We start from the raw sequence: 14096 nt of genomic DNA, 5'->3' as shown, positions 1-14096 counted from the left end.
CCTGCACCGACACGCTCCCGCAGAAGCCCGTCACCACTCGGACGGGTAGCCGGGCGGCACTACCCGAAGAGGTAGTGGAAGCGGCTTCACCGCACCTCGTACAGTCATGGACGTCCCCGAGAAAAGCCCTCACGGAATGGCAGTGACAGTGATGGCATCACCCCCGACGTCCCGGGTGCGGGCCCAGCCCGAAGAATGCCCGGAGCGGGAATTCCGCGCGGCGGCCGGTAAATTCGCGTCCGGTGTCACGGTGGTCACGACAAGAAATGGCGGCGAAGTGTTCGCCAAGACCGTCTCGGCATTCGGTTCGCTTTCCCTGGAGCCGCGGATGGTGTCCGTGTCCATCGGGCGGATGAGCCCGCTGGTGACGGCGATCCTCGCCACCGAGGTCTTCGCGGTCAGTGTGCTCCGCGACGACCAGCAGCGCGTCTCCCGCCACTTCGCCACCCGCGGCAACGGCAGGGCGATCGGCTCCTTCCCGTCCGTGGCCACCGAATCGTTCGTCACCGGCGCCCCGGTCATCAGCGGGTGTCTCAGCTATTTCGACTGCCGGCTGGAGAGCGTGGTGGGCGGCGGCGACCACGCGATCCTGATCGGCCGGGTGGCGGGCGCCGGCAGCGTCCCCGGACGTCCGCTGGTGTACTTCGACGGCGGCTACCGGGAGATCGACGCACCCGGCGCGGCGACGGGCGTACCGGCATGAGCCCGCTCACCGCCGCCTTCGACGACCGTGCCCGGCGCACCCCGGACGCCCCCGCCCTGATCTGGCGCGGCACCCCCGTCCCCTACGGCGAACTGGGCGCGCTCGCCGGCGTCTTCCAGGAACGGCTGCGCCACCTGGGCGGCGAGCGCACGGCACCCGTGTGCGTACCCGCCCGCAGAACGCCGGAGACCCTGGCCCTGATCGTCGCCGCGCTGCGCGACGGCCGCCCCGTGCTGCTGCCCTCCGCCGAACTCGGCGCCGACACCCTGCGCGAGCTGACCGCCGGCGCGGGCATCGACCGGGTGCTGACGGCCGAATCCGCCTACGACGCGCCCGGCGGGCTCCACGTCGAGACGCTCGCCCCCCGGGCGGACGCCCCGGCCGTCCCCGAGGGGACGGGCCTGCTGCTCACCACGTCCGGCTCCACCGGCACCCCCAAGGTCGTGCCCCTGCCGCTCGACGCCGTCGGCCGTTTCACCGCCTGGGCGGCGGAGCACTTCGGCATCGGGCCGGACACGACGGTACTCAACTACGCGCCCCTCAACTTCGACCTGTGCCTGCTGGAGGTGTGGACGACCCTGGCCGCGGGCGGCCGCGTGGTCCTCGTCGACCCGGACCGGGCCACCGACGGAGCCCATCTGCGCGAGCTGATATCCACCCATGACGTCCACCTCGTCCAGGGCGTGCCGCTGCTCTACCGGCTGCTCGCCGAGGACGCCGACCGTGCGCAGGGCCCGCCGCTCAAATCCGTGCGGCACGTCGTCCTCACCGGCGACGCGGTGCCGCCGCGGCTGCTCGCCCGGCTGCCGGAGCTCTTCCCGGACGCCTCCTTCGCCAATGTCTACGGCTGCACCGAGACCAACGACAGCCTGCTCCTCGACGCCGGGCCGCTACTGGCTCGCGACCCCGGGACGGCGGGCCCGCTGCCGATCGGCAGACCGCTGCCGGGCGTCCGCGTCCTGGTCCTGGGCGAGGACGGGCAGCCGCTGGAGGGGCCCGGCACCGGCGAACTGCTGGTGCACACCCCCTTCCAGGCGCACGGCTATCTGGACCCCGCGCGCGGCGCCGACCGCTTCGTCCGCCGCGCCGACGCGGACGGGTCCCGCGTCTGGTTCCGCAGCGGGGACCTGGTCCGGCGGACCGCCGACGGCACCCTCCACCTGGTCGGGCGCACCGACTTCCAGGTCAAGGTGCGCGGCGTGCGGCTCTCCCTGGAGGAGGTCGAGCAGACCCTGCTCGCCCACCCCGAGGTGGCCGACGCCGTGGTCGTCACCGTCCCCGACGAGGCGGCCGGCAAACGCCTCCAGGCGCTGGTGCGCCGCACCGCCGGCTCCGCCCTCCACGTCCTCGCCCTGCGCGAGCACTGCGCCCGGCGGCTGGCCAGAACCGCGATACCGAGCGACATCCGCGTCACCGACGCGGCCCTGCCGAAGGGCCCCACCGGAAAGAACGACCGCGCCGCCGTCGGCGACGTGCGGCGACTGAAGGGATGACGGGCATGGACCGCCCCACGGAAATCAAGCGCTTCCTGATCACGGAGTTCCTGCCGGACCTGACCGCCGACCAGCTCGATCCCGACTACGACCTGCTGGCGACGGGCGTGATCGACAGCCTTCAGGTGGTCCGGGTCGTCAACTGGGTCACCACCCGTTACGCCGTTCCGCTCGACCAGGTCGAGATCACCCCCGGCGACTTCCGTTCCGTGAACGCCATCGACGCGTTCGTCACCGCCTACGAAGAGACGAGGAATCAGAATGTTCACGCGTGAGAAGAACAAGGTCCAGACCGTCGAGTGGGGGAACGGGCGCAGCAGCAGACTGCTGACCGAGTCCGACGGAATGGGGTTCACCGTCGCCGACACGCTCGTCCGCGCCGGCACCAAGTCGCGGCTGCAGTACCGCCGTCACCTGGAGGCCTGCTACTGCATCAGCGGCCGGGGCGAGGTGATCAGCGCCGACGGCTCGAAGACCCTCGCCATCGAGCCCGGCGTCCTCTACGCCCTCGACGAGCACGACGCCCACTTCCTCATCGCCGACCCCGACACCGATCTCCACCTGATCAGCGTCTTCAACCCGCCGCTGCGGGGCGACGAGGTGCACAGCCTCGACGAGAGCGGCTTCTCCCACTACTAGAGCGCCCCGACGGGAGGCCGGGGACTTCCCCTCCCCGGCCTTTCGTCCGGACCACACCGAGAAGGTCGGTACCTGATGCACTGGTCGGAAGATCAGCGAGAACTGCGGGCCGCCGTCGCGGCCCTGGGAGAACGGCTCGGCGAGGGGCACCTGGAGCGCGACCGCACGGGCGAGTTCTCGCACGACAACTGGAAGCTGCTGCGCGAGTCGGACCTGTTCCGGCTGCCCTTCGAGGAGCGCTGGGGCGGCCTGGGCCAGTCGCTCACCACCACCCTGTACGTCCTGGAAGGCCTGGGGCAGGCGTGCCGTGACGCGGGCCTGAGCTTCTCGGCGACCACCCACATGGTGAGCACCGGCGTGCCGATCCAGCGTTTCGGCTCGCCCGCGCTCAAGGAGCGCTTCCTGCCGGCGATCTGCGCGGGCGATGTGATCGGCGCCCACGCGATCTCCGAGCCGGAGGCCGGCTCGGACATGCTCTCCCTGCGCACCACGGGCCGGGTCGAGGACGGCCACCTCGTCCTCAACGGCAACAAGGCGTTCGTCACCAACGGCCCCATAGCCGATCTGTTCGTCGTGTACGTCTCGACGGGCGAGCGCGGCAGCCCCTTCGGGATCACGGCCGTCGTCGTCGAACGCGACCGGCCCGGCCTGACCGTGGGCAGCCCGATGGCGAAGATGGGCCTGCGCACCTCCCCGCTGTCCGAGCTGTTCCTCGACGACTGCCGGGTGCCCCTGGAGAACGTCATCGGCCGCGTCGGCACGGGCTTCGTCGTCTTCGACCACGTGATGAAGTGGGAGGTCCTGTGCTCCTTCGTCGTGAACATCGGCGAGATGCAGGCGCGTCTGGAGCGCGTGGTCGACTACGCCCGCACCCGTGAGCAGTTCGGCAAGCCCATCGGCTCCCACCAGGCCGTGGCCCACCGGATCGCGCGGATGCGCGTCGCCACCGACACCGCCCGGAGTGCCCTGTACGAGGCGGCGCTCAAGGTCGAGGCGGGCGAGGACGCCACGGTGGAGGTCGCCACCGCCAAGCTCCTGGCCAGCGAGGGCAATCTCGCCTCCGCCGTCGCGGCCGTGCAGACCTTCGGCGGCTACGGCTACATGGCCGAGTACGGCCTGGAGCAGGACCTGCGCAACGCCGTCGCCGGAACGATCTACTCGGGCACCACCGACATCCAGTACTCCCGCATCGCCACCACGATGGGTCTTTGACAACGATGAGCACACCGGATCTCAGCGAATTCCTGCGTCCCACCGCGTTCCTCGACCACGACTCCCCGGAGGTCCGGGACTTCGTCGCACGGTCGGGGGCGCACGAGGAGACCACCGCGGCCGGGAAGGCCGTACGGCTCTACTACGCCGTGCGCGACGGCGTCGACTACGAGGTGTACGCCACCAGCCTGGAGCGCGCCGCGCTGCGGGCGAGCTCGGTGGTCCGCGCCGGCAAGGGCTTCTGCCTCCACAAGTCCGTGCTCTACGCGGCGGCGGTCCGCTCGGTCGGCGTCCCCAGCCGGCTGGTCTACGCCGATGTGCGCAACCACCTCGCCTCGGAGCGGCTCCAGCGCATGGTGGGCGGCGAGGTCTTCCACCACGGCCTGGTCTCCGTCCACCTCGACGGCCGCTGGCTGCGCGTCACCCCGGTCTTCAACGGCCTGCTGTGCCGGCTGTACGGGATGACCCCGCTGGAGTTCGACGGCACCGCCGACAGCGTGTACCACCCGTACGACGCGGCGGGCGGCGCGGGGCGGATGGAGTTCCTGACGGACTACGGCGACTACGCCGACGTGCCGTACGACCTGCTGCTGGAGCGCATGCGCGCCAAGCACCCCGGCATGTTCGCCGCCGGTGCCGCGATCTCCGGCAGCGGTTCGCTGGCCGACGAGGCGCCCGTCCCCGCACCGTAAACCGCCCGGAAACACCCGGAAAACCACCCGGAAGTCACCATTCCATGGCCTGGATCTACCTTCTCATCGCCATCGCCTTCGAGATCGTCTTCGCTCTCGGCGCGAACGCCTCCAAGGGCTTCACCCGCCTGTGGATCTCGCTGATCACCCTGGTCGGCATCGTGGGCGGCATCTACTTCATCAGTCTCGCCCTGCGCACGCTGGACGTGAGCGTCGGATACACGATCTGGACGAGCGTGGGCGCCCTGGGCACGGTCGTCCTCGGAGCCGTGATCTTCAAGGAGAAGATCACGCCCGCCAAGCTGCTGTGCTTCGCCGCCATCATCGGCGGCGTGGTCGGCCTCAAGTCGATGGGGGCGGCCTGATGGGCGGGCAGCGCAGCGAGAGCGCGAAGGCCTGGACGCTCCTGTTGATCGCGGCCGCCTTCGAGATCGTCTTCGCCCTGAGCTCCGCCGCCAACGAGGGCTTCACCCGTCTTGTGCCGTCCCTGATCACCGCGGTGGCGGGCGGTGGCGGCGTATATCTGCTGAGCCTCGCGCTCAGGACGCTCGACGTCGGCATCGGCTACACCGTCTGGACCGGCATCGGCTCGGTGGGCGCGGTGGTCTTCGGGGCACTGCTGTTCGGCGAGAGCATCACGATCGGCAAGGTCGTGTGCCTCGCGGCGATCATCGGCGGCGTGCTGGGCCTGCACATGACGACGGAGAGCACGCCCGAGGCGGACGACGGGGCGGACGACGAGGCCGACCGGCCGGAATCCGTAGTACCGGACGTAGCACCGGAAAGGACAGCGAAGCAATGAAGCACAGCACACGGTCGATCGCCGTCGTGGGGGCGGGCCAGGCGGGCCTGCAACTCGCTCTCGGCCTGCGCCGCTCCGGCCATCGCGTCACCCTCGTGTCGAACAGGACCGCGCGACAGGTCCTCGACGGCCGGGTGATGTCGACGCAGATCATGTTCGGCGACGCCCTGGAGACCGAGCGCCGTCTGGGCCTGGACCACTGGCAGGGCGTCGCGCCCCCCATCGAGGGCCTGACCTTCACCGTGGCCCCCGACGCCGTCAAGGCCATCGACTTCGAGGCCCGGCTCGCGGCCCCCGGCCAGTCGGTCGACCAGCGCGTCAAGGTCGCCGCCTGGCTGGAGGAGTTCACGGCCGCCGGAGGCGATCTGCGGATCGCCGAGGCGGGCGTGGCCGAGCTGGAGGAGCTGGCCGCGAGCCACGACCTCGTGCTCGTCGCCGCCGGCAAGGGCGAGATCGCCGGGATCTTCGAACGCGACGAGGAACGCTCGCCGTTCACCGCCCCGCAGCGCGTCGCGGCCGTCTCCTACGTCCACGGCCTGCGCCCCCGCGACTCCTTCGTCGCCTGCTCGGCCAATCTCATGCCGGGCGTCGGCGAGTACTTCATCGTCCCGGCGCTGACGAAGAGCGGCCCCTGCGACTGCCTGTTCCTCAACGGCGTGCCCGGCGGTCCCCTGGACGCCTTCGCGGACGTCCGCTCCCCCGAGGAGCACCTGGACCGCACCAAGAAGCTGCTGGCCGAGTTCCTGCCGTGGGAGGCCGAGCGCGCCGCCGGCGCGGTGCTCACCGACCCGGGCGGGGTGCTCGCCGGGCGGCTGACGCCGACCGTGCGCAAGCCGGTCGCCACCCTGCCCTCGGGCCGGCAGGTCCTGGGCGTCGCCGACGTCCTCGTCGTCAACGACCCGCTGACCGGCCAGGGCTCCAACAGCGCCGCCAAGTGCGCCGACGTCTATCTGCGGGAGATCCTCGCGCGCGGGGACGAGCCCTTCGACGCCGACTGGATGACGGCCACGTTCGAGGCGTTCTGGGAGTACGCGCGGCACGTCACGCGCTGGACCAACGGTCTGCTGCCCCCGGCGCCCGACCACGTGGTGGAGCTGCTCGACGCCGCCCAGCGGCAGCCCGGGCTCGCCCGCCGCGTCGCGGAGGGCTTCAACGACCCGACGGGGCTGGACCCCTGGTGGCACGAGCCGGAGGCGGCCCGCCGGGAGATCCTCCCGGAACCGGCCGTCCGGTGACGGGGCGAGGAGAGGCATCATGACGGACCTTCCCGGTCTGTCCTTCCGGGCCGCCCTCGCGGCGGCCCGGAAGGAGACCCCGCACGCCCACCACACCTACGACCAGCCACTGACCCGGCACGAGATCGCCGCCCACTACGCGGCGCGGCACGCGGGCGTCCCCGCCACGTCCTCCTCGCGCAGCGAGGACATCGCGCTGTACACCCGCGTCACCGACGCGGCCGCCGGAATGCCCGTGGTGCTCGGGGCGTTCGGCGACGCGGAGCGTCTGCGGCGCTGGCTGCCCGGCCTGCCCCGGCGCATGAACGAGGACACCGTCGCCCGGCTGCTCGCCGCCTACCAGGAGCCCAAGCACCTGGAGAGCTCGCCCTTCCCCCATGTGCGGCTCGGCGAGGACGTCGACCTCGGGGCGCTGCCCGCGCTGTGGGCCACCGAGCGCGACGCCGGCCCGTATCTGACGACCGGTCTGCTCCACGCGCACGACCCCCGCACCGGCCGCGGTGCCACGGCCGTGCACCGGATGCTGGTCCGGGACCGGAACCAGCTGGTGATCTGGATGCTGCCCAGCCGCCGGCTGCTGGCGATGTACCACGAGGCGACGGAGCGCGGCGAGCGCCTCCCGGTGTCGGTGAACCTCGGGGCGCCGCCCGCCGTGATGGTGGCGTCGGCGGTGGGCAGCGACTTCCTGCCCGCCGGCACGAGCAAGACGGCCCTGGCCGGCGCCCTGGCCGGCGGGCCGGTGACCATGGCCCCGGCGGTGAGCCAGCCGGTGGCGGTCTTCGCGGAGTCGGAGGTCGTCCTGGAGGGGTACTTCGACGGGACGACCGCCCCGGAGGCCCTGCCGGGCCGGGCGACGGGGTACTCGCTGCCGGAGGTGCTGGGCTACGACGGCAACGCGGCGGAGGACCTTCCGGCGATCACGGTCACCGCGGTGACGTCCCGTGAGGCGCCGGTGTTCCCGGCGGTGATCGGGCCGGGCCGGGAACAGTCGCTGATCCTGGGGCTGGCCGGCGCGGTGGCGCTGGGGCTGTCGGGGGCGGGCGGCGAGCTGCTGAGCGACGCCCATTACTCCCCCGCCGGCGGCGGGATGTTCCTGCTGGTGCTCCGGGTGCGCAAGTCGGGCCCGGCGGACGACGAGCGGGTGCGGGCGATGGCGCGGGACGTCCTGGAGCGGCACCGGTTCGCCAAGGTGGTCGTCCTGGTCGACGAGGACGTGGCGCCGGACTCGGCCGAGGACGTGCTGTGGGCGATCACCACGCGCTCGGACCTGTCCGCCGACGCCCTGCACTTCACGGGCTTCCCACGGGTCGGGCTCGACCCCTCGCAGGGGGAGGCGTGGGCCGCCGCGCGCGGGCGGGAGGCGGCCGGGAGCCGTACGGTCGTCGACGCCACCGTGCCCTTCGCCCTGCGGGAGCGGCACGGCCGCAGCTTCCCCGGCGCCGCGCATGCCGGCCCCGCGGATGACTGAGGCGAGGCCGCGCCGGCTGGTCGTGGGGATCACCGGGGCCACCGGTTCGGTGATCGGGATCCGGCTGCTGGAGGCCCTGCGGTCGCTGGACGTCGAGACCCATCTGGTGTTCACCAAGTGGGGGCGGGCGACGCTGGAGATGGAGACCGACTGGAAGGCGGCGGAGGTGGCGGCGCTGGCCGACCACGTCCACGGGCCGGGCGACCAGGCGGCGGCCGTCTCCAGCGGCTCGTACCCCACGGACGGGATGGTCATCGCGCCGTGCAGCATGAAGACCCTGGCCGCGGTGCGGTCGGGGTTCGGCGACGGGCTGGTGCACCGGGCCGCCGACGTCACGCTCAAGGAGCGGCGCCGGCTGGTGCTGGTGCCGCGCGAGCTGCCGTTGTCCGAGATCCATCTGGAGAACATGCTGGCGCTCACGCGGATGGGCGCGGTGATCGCCCCTCCGGTGCCGGCGTTCTACAACCGGCCGCGGAGCGTGTCCGACATCGTGACGCACATCGTGGCCAGGACGCTGGACCAGTTCGGCCTCGAACTCCCCGAGGCGCGGCGCTGGTACGGGCCCGGGCCCGCCCGCCGGGAGGGCGTCCGCGCCACCGCGGCGACGGGCTGAACGGCCGCGCCGCACCGCCCCGGTCGGGGGGTGCGGCGCGGCGGCTACGCCGGCGGGGCCAGGGCCGCGGTGGCGCCGGGGACTCCCCCGGTGCCACCGCGCACGACACGGACCAGGTCGACGCGGGAGGCCACGCCCAGCTTCCGGAAGACCTTGCGCAGGTGGTAGTTGACGGTGTGCGGGGACAGGCCGAGCCGGCGGGCGATCTGCCGGTTGGTGAGCCCCTCGTGCACCAGGCCCGCGATGACGGCCTCCTGGTCGCTCAGCCGCTCCCCGTGGGGCGTGGTGGCCCCCGGCTCGTCCGCCGCTGTTCCTCCCGGCTCCGCCAGGAGGGCGGGGCCGGTTGTTTCGGGTGCCACGGATGCCTGGCCGCGCAAGGCGTCGCGAACGGTTTCGGGCATCCATCCGGTAATCAGCCGGTGCACCAACTCATCGCGGAACGCGAGCCGTCCGGCATTGTTCTCCAGAACTCCGGCCGCTACCACTTCGTCCAGGGTCGGCAACAACGCCGTGGGCGGCGCGTTCAGCACCCGGGCGAGTTTTTCGAAGGAGACTTCATTTCCCAGCGCCGCCGCGACCCTCACCATCTGACGGAACTCCGGTGAATATCCCATCAGGGAACTCTCGACCCGTTCCACCAGTCGCCTCGGCAGCCGGTCCGTCACCAGGTGGGCCCGGTATCCGTCCACGGCGATGCTGCCTTCCTCCAGCATTCCCTGGGTGAGTTCCAGCAGCCGGCGCGGATGCCCGCCGGCCCGGCCGAGGACCCGGGCGAGCCCGGCGTCGGGCGGTGCGCCGAGGACGTCGGCGGCGAGCGCCATCGCCGCGCCGGGGCGCAGGGTGCCCAGTTTGATCCGCTCGGTGCCGGCGGTGGGGCTGAGCAGCATGCCCTCCAGGGGCGGGGCCCCGGCGGACGGGCGGCGGGCGAGGATCCACACCCGGGCCGGGCCCTCCGGTCCGGCCTCGTGGGCGATGAGGGTCCGCACGTCCTCGTGGTCCAGGTGGTGGGCGTTGTCGACCGCCACGGCATAGGGGTGGTGGGGGTCGTAGGCCCGTTGCGGCAGTCCCCCGGCCGTGTGCGAGCCGTCGGCGGATTTGGCGCAAATCCGCAGCCCGAACCCTTCGGCGATGAGCATGGACTCGCGCAGCAGCCTGGATTTCCCGCAGCCCGGCGGTCCTTCGATCGTGATCAGTGTGCAGCGCCCGGCCATGACATGCCCGATGAGTGACGTCAGCCGATCGACTTCGGCTTCCCGTCCACGCAGCGGAGCATCGGGCACGGCTCCCAGCATCTGATTCCCTCCTTCCGCCCGCGCCGGTCACGCACGCGCCAAGACGGCCGTCGCCGTTCCGATACGCCGATGCCGGCACCGCGACGATTCAGTGTGCAATCAGTTTGCGGGGAGGACGTTCTCGCCGGCCGGGCCGGGCTCGATATCAAGCCTTTCGGTTTCCGGCAGGTTTCAGAACTCGGCGTCCGTTTCCGCCGGTTGCACCGCCCGTTGGTCCCGGACGTCGGCGACGGCGACCGCCGCCAGGGCCGCGAGCACGACGGCGACCAGCACGAATCCGGTGCCGTAGCCCGCGTACTGGGCGACGAGGCCGACGCAGAAGCCGCCGAGGCCGAGGCCTGCGTCGAAGGCGAGATTCCACTGCGCGCTGCCGACGCTGGAGTCGCCGGCGCGCTGGAGGGCCAGGACCAGGGTCGCGTTCTGGAGGGCGCCGAACCCGACGCCGAAGACCACCATGAGCGCCAGCAGCGCGCCGGTGTGCCGGGTGACGACGCCGCCGAGCACGCCGAGGGCGGCGAGCAGGGTCGCGGGCGGCAGCAGCACGCGGTGGCCGTGGCGGTCGCCGAGGCGGCCCGACGCCCAGCGGCTGGCGGCGGCGGACAGCTGGAGGCAGAGCAGCGCCAGCGGGGTGAGCCAGACGGGGTCGCGCGGCGCGGCGGGCGGCAGGAAGGTCACCACCGTGCCGGAGGCCATGGTGCCCGCCGTCAGCAGGACCAGCGGGCGCAGGAGCGCCGGGCGGGCGAGGCCCGCGACGACCCGGGCGCGGCCGGGCGGCGCCGGGCGGGGCGCGGCGACGGCGAGGGCGGCGAGGAGACCGCAGGCGGGTGCCAGGGCTCCGGCGACGAACAGGGGCTCGTAGCCGAACTGGTGGGCGAGCAGCACCCCGAAGGGTGTGCCGACGGCCCCGCCCAGCCCGGTGGCCAGTCCGTACCAGCCGGTGGCCGTGCCGCGGCGGCCGGGGGGCGCCAGCTCGGCCACGGCCGCGCTGCCGGCCACCACGAACATCCCGAAGCCGACGCCGCGCAGCACGGCGCAGACCAGGGTCACCGGGAGACTGCCGGTGGCGAGCGGTACGGCGGCCGGGGCGCCGAGGAGGACCATGGCGGCCAGCAGCACGGTCCGGTGGCCGACGGCGGCGATGACGCGGGGCATCGCGGGCTGCACGGCGACCGTGGCGCCCATCAGCAGTCCGGTGACCACTCCGCCGGCGGCCCGCTGGCCGCTGGCCTCGGCGGCGAACTCGGGCACGGTCGCCAGCAGGAGGTAGAAGCCCGTGAAGCCGCTGAAGGTGCACAGCAGCACCGCCGTCATGGACCGGCTGAACATTTCCGACGGCGTGTCACGGGCGAGGAGCGCGGGGGGTTGTTTCACGACAAAGATCTCAGCCGCCCGAAGGCCTCAAGAACAGTGGACGGATCTCCACGGGTGCGGCATTCGGCTGTGCGATCGTCCAGTTGGCGAGTCGGGGGCCGGGCAGGGCGGCACGGGCCGGTGGCCTGATTCCCGCAGCCGGTGGCCGACGGCGGTGGACAGGGGCCGCGTTCCTGTGTTGTGTCCGACGGGTGACCGCGCCCTCGAACCACTCGCACGAACAGCCGCCTCCGGCGGGGCAGGACCCCCACGCCATGCTGCGCGTCCGTGACCTGCTCGGCTTTCCCGGGCTCGGCCTGGAGGCCGTGCCGGGCACCGGGGACACGGACCGCGCGGTGCGCTGGGCCCATGTGACCGAGCTGCCCGACCCCGGCCCCTACGCGGGGCCGGACGAGCTGGTGCTCACCAACGGTCTCTGGCTCGGCCGGCAGGACTGCGCCGCGTACGTCCGCCGGCTGGCCGAATCCGGCGCCGCCGGGCTGGTCTTCGGGCTGCGGACGGACATGCCCGCGGTGCCCGAGGACCTCGTCGCGGCCTGCCGGGAGGCCGGGCTGCCGCTGCTGCGGCTGCCCGTCGAGGTGCCGTTCACCGCCGTCACCCAGGCTGTGGCGAGCGCCCAGGCCGAGCAGCGGCAGCGGCATCTGCTGGACGCCCTGCGGCACAGCAACGCGCTGACCCGCGCGGTCTCCGCGGGCGACGGTCTGCGGGGGGTACTGGCGGTGCTCGCCGGGCCCGCCCGGACCCCGGTCGCGCTGGTGGACGGGCTCGGCACCGTCCTCGACTCGGTGGGCCGGCCGCCGGCGGAGCAGGACGTGCGGGCGGTCGCGGACCGGCTGGGGGCGGACGGCGGGGAGTACACGGAGTATCCGCTGCGGCTGGCCTCGGGCGCCGACGCCACGGTGATCCCGGTGCGCGGCGTCGCCGGCTTCGACCTCGCCGTCGTCTACGGCCGCCCGGTGGCGGAGCTGGGCACGGCCGGGCGGCTGGTCCTGGAGCAGGGCGTCCGCTTCCTGACGGTGGAGCTGGCGCACCGTCAGGCGCTGCGCGCGATCGAGATGCGCTTCGCCGGGGAGATCCTCGACATGGTGCAGAGCGGCCCGCACCGCGCCGGTGAACTGGTGGCCCGGCTGCGGTCGTTCGGCGTCAACCCGGACAGCGCGCTGGCCGTGTTCTCCGTCATCGTCCCCGACTCCCCCGGCCGGGCCGCGTGGCCGCTGCCCGACACGACGGCCGTCACCGACCACTTCGTCGCCCGGGGACTGGCGTCCGTGGCGGCTAGCAGCGGGCAGGACGTGGTGGCGATCGTCAGCCTGCCCGCGGCCGGCACGGATCCGGCCCGGCTGGCGGAGGGGCTGGCGGCGGCCCTGGGGCCCGCGTCCCCCGCGCCCGGGCCGCGCATCGGCGTCGGCCGGGTCGCCGCCGGGCACCAGGAGCTGCGGCGCGGGCTGCTCCAGGCGCGGGAGGCCTCCCGGGTGGCGCGGTCGCGGCGGCGGGGCCCGCGCGTGGTGTCGTTCGCGGACGTGGGCTCCTACCGGCTCGTCCTGGCCCTGGTGGACCCGCAGACCCGCCGGGACTTCGCGGACGCGGTGCTGGGGCCGGCGATCGCGTACGACGCCACGCACAACAGCGAACTGCTGCGCAGCCTGGACGCGTTCCTGGGTTCGGGGATGAAGTGGGGGCAGGCGGCGGCCTCGCTGCACATCCACGTCAACACCCTGCGCAATCGGCTGGCGAAGCTGGAGGCCCTCACGGGCCGGGACGTGGGGTGCGCGGAGGACCTGGCGGATCTGTTCCTGGCGCTGCGGGTGCGCGACGAGGAGGGCTGACCCGCCGGCCGGCGGGGCTACGCTGGGCCGCGTTGATCATTTCCGTCAGTCCGCCCCAGCGCCGAGGAGCCGCCGTCATGACCGTCCCGCTCGACCTGGACTTCTTCCGCCGCTTCCTCGACCGCGCCACCCGGGTCGTCGTCGCCGAGGCCCGGCACCTGACCGACCTCGACGCCGCCATCGGCGACGCCGACCACGGGGTCAACCTCAAGCGCGGCTTCACCTCGGCGGCCGAGGCCGTCGCCGCCGAGCCGCCCACCACGCCGGGCGGCCTGCTGACCGCCGTCGGCGCGCATCTGACCAACACCGTCGGCGGCGCGGCCGGGCCGCTGTACGGGACGGTCCTGCGCCGGATGGGCAAGGTGCTGGGCGAGGACGCGGTCGTCGCGCCCGAGACGCTGGGCCGGGCGCTGGCGGCCGCGGTGGCCAGCGTACGGCGGCTCGGCGACTCCGCGCCCGGCGACAAGACGATGGTCGACGCGCTCCAGCCCGCCGCCGACGCGTACGCCGAGGCCCTGGGCCGCGGCGATGTGACGACCGCGCTGGAGGCGGCCGCGCGGGCCGCCCGCGAAGGGGCGGAGGCGACAATCCCGATGCGCGCGCGGCGCGGCCGGGCCAGCTATCTGGGCGAGCGCAGCGTGGGCCACCAGGACCCGGGTGCCACGTCCTCCGCGCTGCTGGTCACCGCGCTGTTCGAGGCCACCGACCCCGAGCTGTGCGCCGCTCCCCCGGCGGCGGAGACGGCCGGGG

General features: G+C 73.4%; 14 protein-coding genes and 1 pseudogene. 13 read left to right on the top strand and 2 right to left on the bottom strand.

Annotated elements, in window-relative coordinates; genetic code table 11:
- Positions 1–106 precede the first annotated feature (106 nt).
- The 11 genes from ACFYZR_RS13960 to ACFYZR_RS13910 all read left to right on the top strand — a co-directional run bounded on the left by ACFYZR_RS13960 (position 107) and on the right by ACFYZR_RS13910 (position 8857).
- Entirely contained in the window at positions 107–703 is a 597-nt protein-coding gene (locus ACFYZR_RS13960; RefSeq protein ID WP_391909615.1) for a flavin reductase family protein, read from the top strand.
- Complete coding sequence (locus ACFYZR_RS13955) at positions 700–2196, top strand: AMP-binding protein (protein ID WP_391909611.1); 1497 nt, start codon at positions 700–702, stop codon at positions 2194–2196. Before ACFYZR_RS13960 ends, ACFYZR_RS13955 begins: the two co-directional genes overlap by 4 nt.
- A 5-nt stretch (positions 2197–2201) precedes the next feature.
- A complete protein-coding gene (locus ACFYZR_RS13950) occupies positions 2202–2471 on the top strand; it encodes an acyl carrier protein (RefSeq protein WP_391909608.1) in 270 nt (89 codons plus the stop codon).
- The gene (locus tag ACFYZR_RS13945) at positions 2458–2835 is read left to right on the top strand and encodes an ectoine synthase (RefSeq protein WP_229350476.1); all 378 of its coding nucleotides are present in this window, start codon (positions 2458–2460) and stop codon (positions 2833–2835) included. Before ACFYZR_RS13950 ends, ACFYZR_RS13945 begins: the two co-directional genes overlap by 14 nt.
- A 75-nt stretch (positions 2836–2910) precedes the next feature.
- A complete protein-coding gene (locus tag ACFYZR_RS13940; RefSeq protein ID WP_391909605.1) occupies positions 2911–4047 on the top strand; it encodes an acyl-CoA dehydrogenase family protein in 1137 nt (378 codons plus the stop codon).
- Between the two features lie 5 nt (positions 4048–4052).
- Positions 4053–4739 carry a transglutaminase family protein gene (locus tag ACFYZR_RS13935; protein WP_391909602.1) on the top strand — a complete coding sequence of 229 codons (687 nt, stop codon included), beginning with the start codon at positions 4053–4055 and terminating at the stop codon, positions 4737–4739.
- 44 nt (positions 4740–4783) lie between these two features.
- The gene (locus ACFYZR_RS13930; protein ID WP_126913236.1) at positions 4784–5104 is read left to right on the top strand and encodes a multidrug efflux SMR transporter; all 321 of its coding nucleotides are present in this window, start codon (positions 4784–4786) and stop codon (positions 5102–5104) included.
- Entirely contained in the window at positions 5104–5541 is a 438-nt protein-coding gene (locus ACFYZR_RS13925) for a DMT family transporter (RefSeq protein ID WP_391909598.1), read from the top strand. The genes ACFYZR_RS13930 and ACFYZR_RS13925 overlap by 1 nt, the downstream gene beginning before the upstream one ends.
- A complete protein-coding gene (locus ACFYZR_RS13920; protein WP_391909595.1) occupies positions 5538–6776 on the top strand; it encodes a styrene monooxygenase/indole monooxygenase family protein in 1239 nt (412 codons plus the stop codon). Before ACFYZR_RS13925 ends, ACFYZR_RS13920 begins: the two co-directional genes overlap by 4 nt.
- 19 nt (positions 6777–6795) lie before the next feature.
- A complete protein-coding gene (locus tag ACFYZR_RS13915) occupies positions 6796–8244 on the top strand; it encodes a UbiD family decarboxylase domain-containing protein (RefSeq protein WP_391909593.1) in 1449 nt (482 codons plus the stop codon).
- Positions 8237–8857 carry a UbiX family flavin prenyltransferase gene (locus ACFYZR_RS13910; RefSeq protein ID WP_391909591.1) on the top strand — a complete coding sequence of 207 codons (621 nt, stop codon included), beginning with the start codon at positions 8237–8239 and terminating at the stop codon, positions 8855–8857. The genes ACFYZR_RS13915 and ACFYZR_RS13910 overlap by 8 nt, the downstream gene beginning before the upstream one ends.
- A 44-nt stretch (positions 8858–8901) precedes the next feature.
- Here ACFYZR_RS13910 and ACFYZR_RS13905 read toward each other — a convergent pair whose 3' ends face one another.
- Positions 8902–10149, bottom strand: coding sequence for a LuxR C-terminal-related transcriptional regulator (locus ACFYZR_RS13905; RefSeq protein ID WP_391909588.1), 1248 nt, complete (start codon positions 10147–10149; stop codon positions 8902–8904).
- Between the two features lie 171 nt (positions 10150–10320).
- Positions 10321–11475: an MFS transporter gene (locus ACFYZR_RS13900; protein ID WP_391909586.1), complete on the bottom strand. Its 1155-nt coding sequence runs from the start codon at positions 11473–11475 to the stop codon at positions 10321–10323.
- Between the two features lie 236 nt (positions 11476–11711).
- Between ACFYZR_RS13900 and ACFYZR_RS13895 the strand changes: the two genes are divergently transcribed.
- Both ACFYZR_RS13895 and dhaL read left to right on the top strand, forming a co-directional pair.
- Entirely contained in the window at positions 11712–13346 is a 1635-nt protein-coding gene (locus ACFYZR_RS13895) for a PucR family transcriptional regulator (RefSeq protein WP_391909583.1), read from the top strand.
- 77 nt (positions 13347–13423) lie between these two features.
- Positions 13424–14053, top strand: a pseudogene (gene dhaL, locus ACFYZR_RS13890) (dihydroxyacetone kinase subunit DhaL); the annotation flags it as partial.
- Between the last annotated feature and the right edge of the window lie 43 nt (positions 14054–14096).

The organism is Streptomyces sp. NPDC001678 (genome assembly GCF_042892945.1).
Lineage (GTDB): Bacteria > Actinomycetota > Actinomycetes > Streptomycetales > Streptomycetaceae > Streptomyces.
This window is presented reverse-complemented; position numbering and strand designations above follow the sequence as displayed.